The sequence below is a fragment of the Roseateles violae genome, from assembly GCF_030410485.1.
Taxonomy (GTDB): Bacteria; Pseudomonadota; Gammaproteobacteria; order Burkholderiales; family Burkholderiaceae_C; genus Roseateles_D; species Roseateles_D violae.
The window spans coordinates 282586-298048 of sequence record NZ_JAUHHC010000006.1 but is presented as its reverse complement, the minus strand read 5'-3'; the positions used below and the strand labels follow the sequence as shown (position 1 = coordinate 298048).

General features: G+C 70.4%; 10 protein-coding genes. 5 read left to right on the top strand and 5 right to left on the bottom strand.

Going from position 1 to position 15463, the window contains the following annotated elements; all coding sequences use genetic code 11:
• Positions 1 to 89: 89 nt before the first annotated feature.
• The 5 genes from QWJ38_RS21900 (at position 90) to QWJ38_RS21880 (ending at position 6236) form a co-directional block, all read left to right on the top strand.
• Positions 90 to 2759 (top strand): winged helix-turn-helix domain-containing protein, encoded by a 2670-nt coding sequence (locus QWJ38_RS21900; protein WP_290361262.1) that lies wholly within the window; start codon positions 90 to 92, stop codon positions 2757 to 2759.
• Positions 2760 to 2890: 131 nt separating this feature from the next.
• Positions 2891 to 3949 carry a beta-keto acid cleavage family enzyme gene (locus QWJ38_RS21895; protein ID WP_290361261.1) on the top strand — a complete coding sequence of 353 codons (1059 nt, stop codon included), beginning with the start codon at positions 2891 to 2893 and terminating at the stop codon, positions 3947 to 3949.
• A 3-nt stretch (positions 3950 to 3952) separates the two neighbouring features.
• Positions 3953 to 4522, top strand: a complete 570-nt coding sequence (locus QWJ38_RS21890) for an RBBP9/YdeN family alpha/beta hydrolase (protein ID WP_290361260.1) — start codon at positions 3953 to 3955, stop codon at positions 4520 to 4522.
• Positions 4523 to 4530: 8 nt separating this feature from the next.
• Positions 4531 to 5313, top strand: a complete 783-nt coding sequence (locus QWJ38_RS21885; RefSeq protein WP_290361259.1) for a substrate-binding periplasmic protein — start codon at positions 4531 to 4533, stop codon at positions 5311 to 5313.
• Positions 5314 to 5417: 104 nt separating this feature from the next.
• Positions 5418 to 6236: a substrate-binding periplasmic protein gene (locus QWJ38_RS21880; protein ID WP_290361258.1), complete on the top strand. Its 819-nt coding sequence runs from the start codon at positions 5418 to 5420 to the stop codon at positions 6234 to 6236.
• A 28-nt stretch (positions 6237 to 6264) separates the two neighbouring features.
• Here the strand turns inward: QWJ38_RS21880 and QWJ38_RS21875 are convergent, their stop codons facing one another.
• The 5 genes from QWJ38_RS21875 to QWJ38_RS21855 form a co-directional block, all read right to left on the bottom strand.
• Positions 6265 to 8481 carry a putative bifunctional diguanylate cyclase/phosphodiesterase gene (locus tag QWJ38_RS21875; RefSeq protein WP_290361257.1) on the bottom strand — a complete coding sequence of 739 codons (2217 nt, stop codon included), beginning with the start codon at positions 8479 to 8481 and terminating at the stop codon, positions 6265 to 6267.
• 84 nt (positions 8482 to 8565) lie between these two features.
• Positions 8566 to 10974, bottom strand: coding sequence for an efflux RND transporter permease subunit (locus QWJ38_RS21870; protein ID WP_290361256.1), 2409 nt, complete (start codon positions 10972 to 10974; stop codon positions 8566 to 8568).
• 77 nt (positions 10975 to 11051) lie between these two features.
• Complete coding sequence (locus tag QWJ38_RS21865) at positions 11052 to 12143, bottom strand: WD40/YVTN/BNR-like repeat-containing protein (protein ID WP_290361255.1); 1092 nt, start codon at positions 12141 to 12143, stop codon at positions 11052 to 11054.
• Positions 12144 to 12175: 32 nt separating this feature from the next.
• Complete coding sequence (locus QWJ38_RS21860) at positions 12176 to 13525, bottom strand: DUF1329 domain-containing protein (protein ID WP_290361254.1); 1350 nt, start codon at positions 13523 to 13525, stop codon at positions 12176 to 12178.
• Positions 13526 to 13536: 11 nt separating this feature from the next.
• Positions 13537 to 15210 carry a DUF1302 domain-containing protein gene (locus QWJ38_RS21855; protein WP_290361253.1) on the bottom strand — a complete coding sequence of 558 codons (1674 nt, stop codon included), beginning with the start codon at positions 15208 to 15210 and terminating at the stop codon, positions 13537 to 13539.
• Between the last annotated feature and the right edge of the window lie 253 nt (positions 15211 to 15463).

Here is a 15463-nt window from a genome sequence, read left to right as displayed (position 1 = left end):
GATCCCACTCCTGCCGGGGGGGCCGCGCCGCGGACGCACCCGCGACGCCGGGCGGTACGATGTGCGCTCTTGCGAATGCCGTACACGCCTTGAGCTACCAACCCGCCCCCGATCTGCTGCTGAAGGTCACGCCGCCGCGCGTGCCGCGCCAGCTGCTGACGCGCGAGCCGCTGCAGATCGCCGGCGAGCGGCTCGGCGACGTGCCGACCCTGCTGGTGCAGGCGCCGGCCGGCTATGGCAAGACCTCGCTGCTGGCGCAGTGGCGGCTGGAGCTGCTGGGCCGCGGCACCGTCGTCGCCTGGCTGACCGGCCAGGCGCAGGACGACGAGGCGCGGCTGCTGCAGAGCCTGGCGCTGGCCGTGCGTATCGGCACCGGCCGGCCCGGTTTCGGCCAGCAGCTGCTCGAGGGCTCGGTGGTCTCGCCGCTGGAGGGCGTCACCCGCTGGCTGTCCGAGCTGGTGCAGAGCGCGCTGAATGTCGTGCTGGTGATCGACGACGTCGACCGCATGCCGCCCGCCGCGCATGCGATGCTGGCCTATCTGCTGCGCAACCAGCCCTCGAATCTGCGCGTGGTCATCGGCGCGCGCAGCGACTGCGATCTGGGCCTGGACGATCTGCTCAGCTATGGTCAGGCGCTGCGCCTGGGGCCGGCCGAGCTGCGCTTCGGCCTGGGCGAGGCGCTGGAGCTGATCCGCAGCCGGCTCGGCGCCGGCTTCGATGCCGATCTGGCCGCGCGCCTGCACGAATGCTGCGAGGGCTGGCCGCTGGGTCTGCAGTCGCTGCTGGCCGCCCTGTCCGGCGGCGCCGATCCGCGCGAGCTGCTGCAGTCGCTGGAGGACGGCAGCGCCGAGCCGGCGCGCGGCAGCGGCCTGCGCCAGCAGCTGATCGAGCTGCTGTTCTCCAAGCTGTCCGAGGCCGATCTGCACCTGCTGGAGAGCCTGTCCATCGCCGACCAGCTGCATCCGGAGCTGTGCCGGCTGCTGGGCGACGGCGAGGACGTGGCCAAGCGCCTGGACCGGCTGGCGCGCGACACGCCGCTGCTCAGCTATGCCGACCAGGGCGACTGGCTGCGCCTGCACACCCTGGCGCGCGACCGCCTGCGCCAGCGCGTGCAGCAGCGCCCGGCCGCCGCGCTGGCCGAGCTGCATGGCCGCGCGGCCGGCTGGCTGCGCCAGCAGGGCCTGCTCGATGCCGCCGCCCACCATGCCTGGGAGGCCGGCCGGCGCGAGGAAGCGCTCGATCTGGCCGAGCACAGCCTCTACGAGGCGCTGACCCAGCGCGGCCAGCAGTCGGTGCTGCGCAGCTGGCTGCAGCGCCTGCCCGAGACCGAGCTGCAGCGCCGCCCGCGCCTGCAGCTGGCGGCCGCCTGGTCGCAGGCGATCAGCGAGAACCACCAGGCGGCCGGCCATATCGTCGCCGTGCTGCTGGCCCAGCCCGAGGTCGCGCCGGCGCTGCGCTGCGAATGCGCGCTGATCCTCAGCGGGGCGGCGATCTTTGCCGACGACCCGGACCGCTTTGCCGCGCTGCACGATCCCTGGTCGGAGGCGCCGCCGCTGAGCGATCCGCTGCTGCTGCAGATGCACGCCAACCGCAGCGCCTTCCGCCTGCTGCTGCAGGGCGAGCCGGCGCTGGCGCGGGCGCGGCTGCAGCAGCATCCGCAGCTGCCGGCAACGATGCGCTACATCTCGCATTGGGCCGATCTGATCCAGGGCCTGTCCTATCTGTGGGAAGGCCAGGCGCGGCCGGCCGAGGCGCAGCTGCAGCCGGCGCTGCGGCGGGCCGAATCGGAGCTGGGACGGCGCAGCGCCTTTGCCTGCATGCTGGCCGCGCTGCTGGCCGCCTGCGTCTGGGAACAGGGCCGCGCCGCCGAGGCGCAGGCGCTGCTGGCCAACCGGCTCGACATCCTGGAGCGCAGCGGCCTGCCCGAGGCGGTGATGCTGGCCTACCGCACGATGGCGCGCATCGCCGCGATCGAGGGCGCGGAGCACCGCTCGCTCGACCTGCTGAACGGCCTGGACGCGGTCGGCCAGCTGCGCCAGCTGCCGCGCCTGCGCATCGCCAGCCTGGCCGAGCAGGTGCGCCTGCATGCGCGGCGCTATCGCAGCGAGACCTGCCGCGCGCTGCTGGCCCAGCTGGACGAATTGCTGGCCGCGCCCGAGCTGCCGCGCGGCCCGCTGTGGCATGGCGGCGTGGACATGCTGGCCGAGCTGGCGCGTGGCCAGGCAGCGATCGCCGCGCGCGACTGGCGCGGCGCGATCGCCCATCTGGAGCGCGCCGCCGCCGCCGCCCAGGCGCTGCGGCTGGGGCGTTTCCGCATCGAGGCGCAGGGCCTGCGCGCCTTTGCGCTGGAACGCTGCGGCGAGCGCGGCGCCCAGGCCCTGCTGCGCGAGAGCGTGGACCTGGCCGAGACCCTGGGCCTGCAGCGCGTGTTTGCCGACGCCCACCCGGATCTTGGCGAGATGGTGCGCCAGCTGGGCATGCCGGCCGCCGGCGCCGCGCCGGCCGCCCTGGTCGCCCCGCCGCCGCCGGCTCCGGCGCCGCGCCCGACCAGCAGCCTGGCGCTGACGCCCAAGGAGCGCGAGGTGCTGGACCTGCTGGCGCGCAATCTGACCAACAAGGAAGCGGCGCTGGCGATGCAGGTCGGCGAAGAGACGATCAAGTGGCATGTGAAGAACCTGTTCGCCAAGCTGGATGCCGGCACGCGCAAGCAGGTGGTCGGCCGCGCCCGCATCCTGGGCCTGCTGCCGCCGCTGGAATAGCGCCCGAATCAGCCCTCCCCCCTCGGCGATGGGGGGGTGTTCCGGCCCAAGCCTCCTTAATCTGCCGGGAACCGGTCCGCGCCGGGGCGTTCGCCCCGGCCGGGCCATCCCCCAGTGCCCAGGAGCCCGCAATGAACTTCCTCGACGGATCCCTCTTCCCCGAAAACCAGGACAAGCTGGTCATCACCGCCGCGCCCTACGGGCCCGAGTGGGTTCCCTCGGACTTCCCCGAGGACATCCCGGTGACGATGGAGGCGCAGATCCAGAAGGCCGTCGACTGCTACAACGCCGGCGCCACCGTGCTGCATCTGCATGTGCGCGAGCTGGACGGCAAGGGCAGCAAGCGCCTGTCGATGTTCAACGAGCTGATCGCCGGCGTGCGCAAGGCCGTGCCCGAGATGATCATCCAGGTCGGCGGCTCGATCTCCTTCGCGCCGGTCGGTGAAGGCGAGATCGCCAAATGGCTGTCGGACGACACCCGCCACATGCTGGCCGATCTGGATCCGAAGCCGGACCAGGTGACGGTGACGGTCAACACCTCGCAGATGAACGTGATCGAGCAGATGGATGCGCGCGACATCGCCGGCACCTCGCTGGGCGAGCCGGACGGCTTCCGCGCCTATACCGAAATGGTCGTGCCCTCGACGCCCAGCTTCTTCGAGGAGCATGTGCGCCGCCTGAGCAAGGCCGGCATCCAGAGCGCCTTCCAGTTCTACAACGTCAACAGCTACGAGACCGTCGAGCGCATGATCCGTCGCGGCATCTACAAGGGCCCGCTGATCTGCAACTGGGTCGCGATCGGTGGCGGCATGGATCAGCCGACCATCTACAGCCTGGCCAACTTCCTGCGCGCCATCCCCGACGGCACCATGCTGACGGTGGAGAGCAGCATGCTCAACACCCTGCCGATCAATATGATGGGCATCGCCATGGGCCTGCACGTGCGCTGCGGCATCGAGGACAACCTCTGGAACCAGAAGCGCACGGCCAAGATGACCACGGTCGAGCAGATCGAGCAGCTGGTGCGCATCTCCAAGGAATTCGGCCGCGACATCGCCACCGCCAAGGAAGCGCGCGAGATCTGCAAGATCGGCGTGTTCTACGACACGGTCGAGGAAACGCTGGCCGCGATCGGCTATGCGCCGAACGCCAAGGGCCGCCAGCAGGGCTGGCTCAACAAGGCGGCCTGATCGATGACGCTGGAGACGCGAGCGACCGTCCTGATCGTGCCGGGCCTGCGCGACGCGGTGCCCCAGCATTGGCAGACCTTGCTGGCGCCCAAGCTGGAACGCGTCGTCACGGTGCCGCCGATGGGGCGCGAGGATCTGGACTGCGCCAGGCGCGTCGCCGCGATCGAGGCGGCCGCGCGTGCCATTGACGGACCCATCGTCGTCGTCGCCCACAGCGGTGGCTGCATCATGCTGGCCCATTGGGCGCAGCAGAGCCGGCGCCCGGTGCATGCGGCGCTGCTGGCGACGCCGCCCGACTTCGAGACGCCGATGCCCGAGGGCTATCCCGAAATCGCCGCGCTGCGCGCCGGTGGCTGGCTGCCGGTGCCGCGCGAACCGCTGCCCTTCCGCAGCCTGGTTGCCGCCAGCCGCAACGACCCGCTGGGCACTTACGAGCGCATCGCCGCGCTGGCCGCCGACTGGGGCTCGGAGCTGCTGGACCTGGGCGAGGTCGGCCATCTGAACCCGGCCTCCGGCTACGGCGACTGGCCGCTGGCCAGCGAGTTGATCGCCCGCCTCGCCGCCACAGCCTGAGCGCAGCGATGCGCAGGCGTGCCGTTCTCTGCCTGCTGCCGGCGCTGGGCCTCGCCGCGCCGGCGCGCGCCCGGGTCGCGCCGGCCGACTCGCGCGAGCTGCCGCTGTACAACTACCAGACCGAGGCGGCCTACGCCGCCTGGACGCCGGGCGGCCTGACGCCACAGCTGGCGCATTGGCTGACCGAGCTGTCCGGCGGCCGCTACCGCTTCGTGCCGACGCAGCTGCCGCGGCCGCGCCTGGACCGCCTGCTGGCCGGCGAGGCCTGGACCGGCGTGCTGGCCTGGTCGAACCCGCGCTGGATCGGCGACCCGCAGCGCCAGCGCTTCCGCTGGAGCGGCCTGCTGCTGCGCGACCTGAAGCTCCTCGTCTCGCACCGCGAGCGGCCGGTCGACTACCGCGGCCCCGATTCGCTGGCCGGCCAGCGCCTGGGCACCGTGCGCAGCCACCGCTACGGCCCGCTGGCCGAGGCGATGGCCGCCGGCCGCATCCAGTACGAGGCCGTCAGCGACGAGGAGTCGAACCTGGCCAAGCTGCAGCGCCGCCGCATCGACGCCACCTTCATCAGCGCGGTCGCGCTGCTGCGCCTGCGCCGGCTCGACCCGGACGGCGCGCCGTGGCTGTACGTCTCGCGCCCGCCGCTGGCCAATGACCGCTATCTATGCTGCCAGCGCGACGATCCGGCGCTGGCGGCCCTGCTCGACCGCGCCACCGCCGCCTTTGCCCAGGCCCCGCAATGGCAGACGCTGCACGCCGAGCTGCGCGAGCTGGCGCGGCAGCGTCACGCCTGATCGGCGCGAGGGCATCGCGGGGACTCCGATGGCGCCTCGCAAATCGTAGTAGATTCCGCTGCGTTCGCATGGCGCCCGGCCATGCCCGGGACAGGCGAGGACCAATGAGCACAACAAGACCCCGAGACAGGGGCTGCGAGCAGCCGACCTGCCGGCGAGCAGCCGCGGCATGTCGCTGGACGCTGGCCCTGCTGCTGGCGGCCGCCCTCCGGCCCGAGGGCGCGCTGGCGGCCGGCGGCGGCCACCCGGACGAGGCCCCGCTCAAGCTCTATTTCTACGAGCGGCCGCCGTTTCACTACAGCGATGCGCAGGGCCGGGTCATCGGCAGCACCGCCGCGTCGACCGAGGAACTGCTGCGCCGCGCCGAGCTGCGCGTCCAGTGGGTCCCGCTGCCGGCCAACCGCATCCTCAACAGCCTGCGCAGCGAGCAGGCGCCAGCCTGCTCGCCGGGCTGGTATGCGACGCCCGAGCGGCGCGCCGAGTTTTGGTTCAGCCAGCCGACGATGCGCGACAAGCCGCTGATCGCGCTGCTGCGTGCCGACTTCGACGTGCCGGCCGGCATCACGGCCAAGGCCTTCTTCGAGCAGGCGCAGCTGCGCCTGCTGGTGAAGCAGAACTTCTCGCAGGGCGCCTATATGAACGCGCTGATCGCTCGCATGCCCGAGAGCCGCGTCCAGCGGGTCGCGCTGGAGGTGCCGGGCATGGTGCAGATGCTCAAGGCCAAGCGGGCCGATGCGATCATCACGACCGAGGCCGAGGCCGAACTCTTCGTCCAGGCCGCCGGCCTGTCGATGCGGGACTTCAGGATCGTCCGCTTCCCCGACGTGCCGGCCGACGAGTACCGCTACATCGTCTGCAGCCGCCAGGTCGATGCGCAGCTGCTCGCGCGTATCGACAAGGCGATCGCCGCGAGCAAGCCCTGAGCCCGGGCCCCAAAAGAGGCGGACGCCCTCAGGCCGCCGCTGAGGCCCCCGACAACCATTTCGCCTCGACCTCCGCCGCCGGCAGCGGGCGGGCGTAGTGGTAGCCCTGCGCGAAGTCGCAGCCATAGGCCTGCAGCAGATCGGCGGCGGCCTGGGTTTCGACGCCCTCGGCGACGACGACCATGCCGAAGCCATGGGCCAGCTGGATCGAGCTGCGCACGATGCGCTGGTCGGCATCGTCGCGCTCGACCTCACGCACGAAGACCTGATCGATCTTCAGCGCCTGCACCGGCAGCCGCTTCAGATAGGACAGCGACGCATAGCCGGTGCCGAAATCGTCGATCGACAGCTTGATGCCCAGCTCGCGCAGCGCCTGCAGCCGGCGTAACGCCAGATCGGCATGGCGCATCACCGCGCTCTCGGTCACCTCGAGCTCCAGCAGATCGGGCGCCAGCCGGTGCTGCTCCAGCAGCGCGCGCAGCATCTCCACGAAACCGGCATCGAGCAGATTGTTGGCGCTGATATTGACCGCCACCGGCACGCGGTGGCCGGCGTCGCGCCAGCGCGCCGCCTGGGCCAGGGCGAGGCCCAGCATGGCGCGGCTGAAGGCATGGATCAGCTCGGAGTTCTCGGCCAGCGGCACGAAACGCGCCGGCGGGATCGGTCCGCGCTGCGGATGGGTCCAGCGCGCCAGCGCCTCGACGCCGACCAGCGCGCCGTCGCTCAGCCGCACCTTGGGCTGGTAGACCTGCTCCAGCGCATCCTCGCGCAGCGCACGGGCGAACTCCGAGCGCAGGGCCAGCGCCTCGGCACTGAACTGGTCCATTGCCGGCTCGTAGCGGACGACGCGCTTCATCTCGTCCTTGGCCGCGTGCAGCGCGATGTCGGCGCGGCGCAGCAGGTCCAGCGCGTTCTGCGCATCGTCGGGGCACAGCGCGATGCCCATCGTCGAGCTCAGCTCGAGCTCCAGCTCGTCGACCCGCAGACCCTGGCCGAGGTCCGCGTCGAGCCGGGCCAGCAGCCGCTCGACGCTGGCCCGGTCCTCGACATCGCCGGCGGCCACGCTCCACTCGTCGCCGCCGACGCGGGCCACCAGCAGGCCTTGCGAGGCGGCCAGCTGCTGCAGGCGCCGGCCGATCTCGACCAGCACCTGGTCGCCGACCACATGGCCCAGCGTCTCGTTGATCGCCTTGAAGTTGTCCAGATCGAAGAGCACGACGCCGACGCGGCGGCCGCCGGACCGGTCGATCATCTCGGCCAGCCGGCGCCAGAAGGTGTCGCGGTTCAGCAGGCCGGTCAGCGCGTCGTGCTCGGCCAGATAGCGCTGGCGCTCCAGCGCCTGCTGCTGCTTGCGCAGCGCCCCCCGCAGCAGCACGGCGAAGACGACGATGCCGCCCAGACCGATCAGCAGCACCAGTCCCGGGCCGATCAGATCGCGCAGCCACAGCGCATCGAGCGCCGATTCGGGCAGGACGACGGCCACATAAAGCGGCAGGCTGGCGCTCTGCACATAACCGGCCAGTTGCTGACCCGGGTACAGCGCGCTGTCGAAGCGCAAGGTGCCGCTGGAGCGCGTCCGCAGCTCCCCCATGCGCTCGGGCGAGAGCGGCGGTCCGTTGGCCTCCAGCCGGCCTCCGGCATTGCCGAAGCGCAGCAGCCGCCGGCCGTCGGCAGCGACCAGGGCGACGCGGCTGTCCGGCAGCAGCTTGAGACTTTCGGCACCGTCGGCGAAGCGCGCCGCGCGAACCAGCGCGAACACCTGGCTGCGCGCGTCGACGCGCAGGCTCAGCGGCATCAGCCATTGCTCCTCGCCGGGCATCTGGATCAGCGGCTGCAGGCCGACGCCCTGCGCCGGCGGCTGCTCCAGCAGGGCGGCCAGCGCCTTTTCCTGTGCCGGCGAGGCGCGCGCGCCGGCGCGGTCGACCATCAAGACCCGACCCTGCTCATCGGTCCAGCCCAGCCAGGCCGACAGCGGGTCGTAGCGGGAGGCGGTGCGCAGCACCTGCTCGATGCGCTCGGCGGGCCCCGGATCGTCGGCCAGGTCGGCGACCATGCCGCGCAGGCTGGCGACCGACTGCAGCAGCCGCGCCGAGATCGAGGCTTCGAGGCCGCGGGCGACGTCCAGGGCGCTGGCCGCCGCATTGCGCTGGATGCTGTCGCGCTGCTGCGCCAGCAGATACAGGCCGCTGCTCAGCAGCAGGCCCACACTCGCGACGAGAATCCAGCCGACGCGGCGATCCGCCATGCAATCTCCCTGGGCAGGCCGCCTTGCGCGGCTCGTCAGCGGCGGGGCATCGCGATGCCCCACCTCACCAAGGCGGAGAATACCTTAGGCGTGGCCGGATGCGGCCTGCTGCGCCTTGCCCGGCAGCAGCCAGTGCGACAGCGCGGGGATCAGCAGCACGGCGCCGACCATGTTCCAGACGAACATGAAGGCCAGCAGGATGCCCATATCGGCCTGGAACTTGATCGGGCTCAGCGCCCAGGTGACGACGCCGGCGGCCAGGGTCACGCCGACCAGCACGACCACCTTGCCGGTGAACTGCAGCGAAATCCGGTAGGCCTCGCGCAGGCTGGCGCCACGGCGCTGCTGGGCCAGCTGCACCGACAGCAGGTAGAGCGCGTAGTCGACGCCGATGCCCACGCCCAGCGCGATCACCGGCAAGGTCGCGACCTTGACGCCGATGCCCAGGGCCACCATCAGCGCCTCGCACAGCACCGAGGTCAGGATCAGCGGCAGCACCGCGACGACGACCGCGCGCCAGCTGCGGAAGGTGATGAAGCACAGCAGCGCGACCGCGCCGTAGACCAGCAGCAGCATCTGGGTCCAGGCCTTCTTGACGACGACATTGGTGGCCGCCTCGATGCCGGCGCTGCCGGCCGCCAGCAGGAACTGGCGCTCGGGCGCGCTGTGCTCGCCGGCGAAGGCCTCGGCCGAGGCGGCGACGCGCGCCAGCGTGTCGGCGCGGTGGTCGGACAGATAGGCGATCACCGGCATCACCGAGCAGTTGGTGTTGAACAGATCGGGGTTGTTGACGCTGGCCTGCTGGGCGGCGTAGTTCAGCACGTCCTGGTTGCGCGTCAGGGTCAGCCACTTGGGATTGCCCTCGTTGCTGCCGGCGGTGATCTGGCGCACCGCATTGGTCAGCGCCACCGTCGTCTGCACGCCGGGGATCTGCTGCAGCTGCCAAGCCAGGCGGTCGGCCTCGACCAGGGTCTCGTACTTCAGGCAGCCCTCGGCCGGCGTCTTGACGATGACGGCGAAGGTGTCGCTGGACAGGCTGTAGTGGCTGGTCACATAGGCGTTGTCGCGGTTGTAGCGCGAGTCGGCGCGCAGTTCGGGCGCGCCCGGGTCGAGGTCGCCGATCTGCAGATGGCGGCTGACCAGCCAGCCGCCGACCAGCAGCAGCAGCGAGACGATCAGCGTCGGCAGCGCCCAGCGGCGCTCGACGAAGCGCTCGATCGCGGCCCAGACGCCGGTGTTCGTAGTGCCCTTCTGCTCGGCGGCCAGCGCGCGGGCGGCGGCCTTGGGGCTGACGCCCACATAGCTCAGCAGCACCGGCAGCAGCAGCAGATTGGTGAAGATCAGCACGGCGACGCCGAGGCTGGCGGTCAGCGCCAGGTCCTTGATCACCTCGATGTCGATCACCATCAGCACGCCGAAGCCGACCGCGTCGGCCAGCAGCGCGGTGAGGCCGGCCAGGAACAGGCGGCGGAAGGTGAAGCGGGCAGCGACCAGGCGATGCGCGCCGCGCGCGATGTCCTGCATGATGCCGTTCATCTTCTGCGCGCCATGGCTGACGCCGATGGCGAAGACCAGGAAGGGCACGAGGATCGAGTAGGGGTCGAGCTCGAAGCCGAGCGCGGCCACCAGGCCCAGCTGCCACAGCACGGCCACCAGCGAGCAGGCGATCACCAGCGCGGTGCTGCGCAGGCAGCGGGTGTAGATGTAGATGATGGCGGCCGCGACCGCCGCGGCCAGCGCGAAATACAGCGCGACCTGGTAGAGGCCGTCGATCAGATCGCCGACCAGCTTGGCGAAGCCGATCACATGGACCTTGACCTTGCCCTGCGCCTCGTACTTCTGCCGCAGCTGCTCGATCGAGGCCGACAGCGCGCGGTAGTCCAGCGGCTTGCCGCTGGCGCTGTCCTGGTCCAGCAGCGGCACCAGCAGCATGCTGGACTTGAAGTCGGTGCCAACCAGATTGCCGACGATGCCGGAGCGCGCGATATTGGCGCGCAGCTGCTCGGTATCCGCCGGCGAGCCCTTGTAGTTGTCCGGCATCACCGGGCCGCCGCGGAAGCCCTCCTCGGTCACCTCGTTCCAGCGCACGCCCGGCGCCCACAGCGACTTCAGCCAGCTGCGGTCGACGCCGGGCAGCAGGAAGAGCTCGTCGTGGATCTGCTTGAGCGTGTCCTGGTACTTGGCGTCGAAGATGTCGCCGTCCGGATTGGCGACGACGATGCGCAGCGAGTTGCCCAGGCCGCGCAGCTCGACCTTGTTCTCCAGGTAGTTCTGGATGTAGGGGTGGCTGCGCGGGATCATCTTCTCGAAGCTGGCGTTCAGGCGCAGCTTGGTGGCCGCGACGAAGCCGAGCACGAGCGTCACCAGCAGGCAGGCCAGCAGCACGCCGAGACGGTTGTTGAACACCAGCCGCTCCAGCAGCGAGCCGGAGCGGTGATCGAATTGGTCGAGCGAAGCGGGCAGCTTCAGCTCAGCGGTGGTCGGGGCGTGCATGAGTCGTCAATCCTTCGGTCGGGGCGCCGGGGGCGCTGCCGCGCGGGTCGGGCGGCGGCGGCCGGGGCCGCTGGGCATCAGGGCAGCGGGATGGCCTGGGCGCCGCGCGGGCCGACCATCACCAGGCCACGCGGGCCGGCGCCGATCAGCGCCGAAGCGGGCATCATGCGCTCGAGCTTCAGCGGCTGGAAGCTCTGCGCCTGGTCGCGGCTGGCCAGCACATGGCCGGACTGGCTGGCCAACAGCCAGCTGCCGTCGGCGGCGCGGGCGCTGGCGGTCAGGCCGACCTGCAGACCGCTGGGCACGGCGGTCCAGCTGCGGCCGCCGTCGATGCTGCGCAGCGCATTGCCGCGCAAGCCATGGACCAGCAGCAGCCCGGCATCGCCGTTGATGCCGAACAGGGTGCCCTGGTAGGGCATGTTCAGGGCCTCGAAGCGGCCGCTGGCCGGATCGAGTTTCAGGGCCAGGCCCTGCTCGCCGACCGCGTAGACGCTGCCGGCGATGCCGCGCACCGCATACAGGTGCAGGGCCTTGGGGTTTTCGACCAGATGCTGCAGCGGCTCCCAGTGCTGGCCGCCGTCGCGGGTCTGCAGGAACAGGCCGAAGGCGCCGACCGCATAGCCCTGGCGCGCATCGGCGAACCAGACGTCCAGCAGCGGCGTCTCGGCGCCCTGGGCGGCGAAACGCTTGGCCTCGGCCAGCGCCGCCTCGAGCGCGCGCTGCTCCGCCTCCTTGGGCGACTCGGCCAGGCGCTTTTCGTAGAAGGCCACCATCTGCGCGCCGAGCTGGCGGCCGTCGAGCTGGCGGGTCCAGGTCTTGCCGGCATCGCTGCTGGCCAGGATCACGCCGTCATGGCCGACCGCCCAGCCCTGCTGCGGCGTCGGGAAGCTCAGCGCCAGCAGGTCCGAGCTGACCGGCACCTGCGCCTGCTGCCAATGGGCGCCGGCGTCGTCGGTCCAGAGGATGTGGCCGCGCTGGCCGGCCGCCACGATCCGCTCGCCGGCCTGGGCCAGGCCGGACAGCGGCGCGCGCGGCGCCAGCGCGCTCTGCTGCGCCGGCGTGTCGAGCACGTCGCGAAAGCCGCTCTTGTTGTCGCCGGCGGCAAGCGCCGCCAGCGCCACTCCCAGGCTCAACAAGCCCAGGGATCGATGAACGAAGCTTCGTTTCATGCTCGAACTCCGGTACTGCAGGGGCGGCTTGCTCAGCGCACGCCGGAACCGGCCAGCGAATCGGCCGTCCACTCGCGCTCGGGCAGCGGCTTGGTGTGGCGCAGGCCGCCGGTCTCGGCGATGAAGCCCGTCACCGCGTAGACGCCGCCGATCAGATCGTAGTGGCTGAACATATCGGTGTACGGAGCCGGCAGATCGTAGCTCGGAGCCATATAGGCGAAGCCGGCACGGTAGAGCTGGCCGCGCGCGTCATAGGCATCCGAGGCGACGGCCGCCCACGAATCCTCGTCCAGGTAGAAGGTGCGCTTGCTGTAGATATGGCGCTTGCCTTCGCGCAGCGTCGCCTCGACGACCCAGACGCGGTGCAGCTCCCAGCGCACCAGATCCGGATTCAGGTGCTTGGGCTTGAGCAGATCGTCCTGCTTGGCGCCGTAGACGGCCTGGTAGGCGTTGTAGGGAACGATCATCTCCTTCTTGCCCACCAGCTTGAAGTCGAAGCGGTCCATCGAGCCGTTGAAGATGAAGGTGTCGTCGAAGGTCGACGCACCGGCCGTGCCCGGGTTCGGGGTGTCGAAGCTCAGGTCCGGCGCGACCTTGGTGCGGCGCTGGCCCGGCAGATAGCTCCAGGCGCGGCGCTCCTTGGCGCCGGCGTCCAGCGGGTCGACGATCAAGAGGCCTTCGCCGGCGCGACGGGCCGGGCCGCTATAGGTCAGCTTCAGGCGCCAGTAGGTGTCGGCGCTCTGCTTGCTGTTGTCCCAGAACGGGTACTCCTGCACGCTCATGCCCTCGGTCGCCAGATTGGCGCGGCCGCTGGCGTCGACGGTCAGATTGCGGTACTTGGCCTCGTAGGCCGGGCCGTTGAAGCGCAGCAGATGGTTCCACATCGCCTCGTAGCCGGTCTTGGGCATCGGGAAGGGGAAGCCGGCGTGGGCCTCCTGGATGCTGCGGCCCTCGTTCGTCGTCTTGGCCTTGACCGCGTTCTTGGCGGTGTTGTCGGTCACCCACTTCGGGAAGGCGACGCTGCGCTGGGTCGGGTAGACGTCGACGCGGAAGCTCGGGTACTTCTGCATCAGCGCCTTGGTGCCCTCGGTCAGTTGGCCGCTGAACTGGGCCATGTTCTTGGCGTCGATCGAGACGCGCGGCTTGTCGGCGGCGAAGGGGTTCGGGCGGATGCCGTCACCGGCCTTGAAGCCGGCCGGCAGCGTAGTGTTGCCGCCGGTATAGGCCGGAATGGTGCCGTCCTTGTTGGCGCTCTTGTCGGCGCCCACGGCGGTCAAGGTCGTGCCGAGCTGCTTGGCCTCGTCGGCGCTGACGGCGGCCAGGGCCGGCAGGCTGCCGGCGGCCATCAGCACGGTCAGGGCGGTGAGCTTGAATTGATTCATCGCTGTGCTCCTCAGAAAGTGGTCTTGAAGGTCAGGCTCACGAAGCCGCGGTCCTTCAGCAAGGTGGTGAAGCCGTTCTGCGCGGTCACGGCGGTGCCGTTGTCCTTGGTGCGACCGAAGTAGTCGATGTACTTCAGGTCGAAACGATACTTCTGGAACACGTCGGCGCCCAGGCCCAGGCTGTAATTGCCCATCTCCTCGTTGCCGCCGAAGGTGGTGGCGGCATTGCCGCGCAGGCCGACCGAGGCGGTGATCGGGGCCGACAGGTCGACGCCGGGCAAGACCTGGAACCAGGTCGGGGTGAAGCCCAGGCCCAGGCCGGTATAGGACTTGGTCGTGCAGCCGTTCCACTTGTCCACGCCCGGCGCATTGCAGGCGGCCGCGTAGCCGGCGCCGATCGCGTTGAACAGGTTGGCGCCGCTGCGCACCTTGGTGTATTCGGACCAGGTCACCTCGGCCGCCCAGGAGGCGGTGTCGAAGATCGGCGTCTTGGCGATCACACCCAGCATATTGATCAGGAAGTGGGTGGTGTCGCCGCGCGCGCCCTTGGTCTGCCCTTGCGCCGGCAGGCCCGGCGCGATGCCCAGCGTCTGCGTGGACAGCGGCGTGTTGCGGCGGAAGGACAGCTCGGTGCCGACGCTGACGCCGCCGATGTTCTTGGCCAGGCTGACGCCGTACAGCATGATGTCGTCGGCGTAGATCAGGTTGTAGACGCCCTTGCCCGGCACCGGGTTGGTGATCAGGGCCTGCGGCATCTTGTCGGCGTAGTCACGCACATAGAAGCCCAGCGTGCCGTCCAGCCACTCGGGGCTCCAGCGGGCGGCCAGGCCCCATTCGCCGCGCTGCTTGGGCGCGACCTCGCCGCCGTTGGCGATGAAGCCCAGCTGCGCGTTGATCTGACCGTTCGGGCCGTTGAAGGCGAAGTCGACCGGGCCGAGATAGGTGCCACCCTCGGGGTAGCGGAACGATTCCCACTCGAGCATGTATTGCGCGGCCAGCGACAGCGTGTCGGTGACCTGGGCCTGGACCGAGAACTGGTTCAGCGGGCGGAACAGCTCCTTGGCCTCGGTGCCCGGCGTGGCGAAACCCTTCTGCAGGTCCAGCGGATTCTGCGAATAGGCGATGCCGTGCATATTGCCGCCCAGCAGCAGCGACTCGCCCCAGTAGACGGTGTGGCGACCCAGCTTGGCCTGCACCGGCACGTCGCCGATGTCGACACCACCGAACACGAAGGCGTCCATCACCTCGCCCGAACCACCCTGGTAGAAGCGGTTGACGTACTTGCTGTACTTCTGGCCGACATAGCTCGGCGTGTACAGCGGCGAAGCGGCCGGGTTGCGACGGCTGTTGCCGTCGTAGGCGAAGTCGCGCCAGGCGGTACCGCTGAAGCGGGCGCCGAAGCGCTTCTTGTAGACGATGTCCAGCTCGGTCAGCAGGTCGATGCGCTCGGCGACGGCGTCACCGCGGTCGAAGCTGTAGGTGCCTTCGTCGGCGATCGGCGAATTGCCGATCTTGCTGTCGCGGCTCTCGACGCGCTGCGCGTAGTTCAGGCGCACCGTGTTGTCGAAACGGACCGACAGGTCCTGATTGCCGGTTTCGATCTCGAAGGCGCCGGCCGAGCAGGCCAGCAGAGCCAGGGCCAGGGGGCTGAGGCGCAGGCTGAGAGGAAGGGACTTGTGGCTCACGTTGTCTCCGCGGTTTGGTGGGTCGTCGCTCGCCGCGGACAGCCGCGTCGATGCCATGGATCACGAGGAAATTCTGGGAGTCGCCCCCCGTTATTGCCCCCCTCTTGGCTGGGGGGGGCGGGCTCAGCGCTTGCCAGTGCCCGGCGCTGTTTTCCCAGGCATTTCAGGCACTTGGCGCAGGCGCATCAATGCTTTGCGGAAATTCGTCTAAGTCGAGCGCGTGAAAAAGGCGCCACCAGGCCCGGCGGCAGCT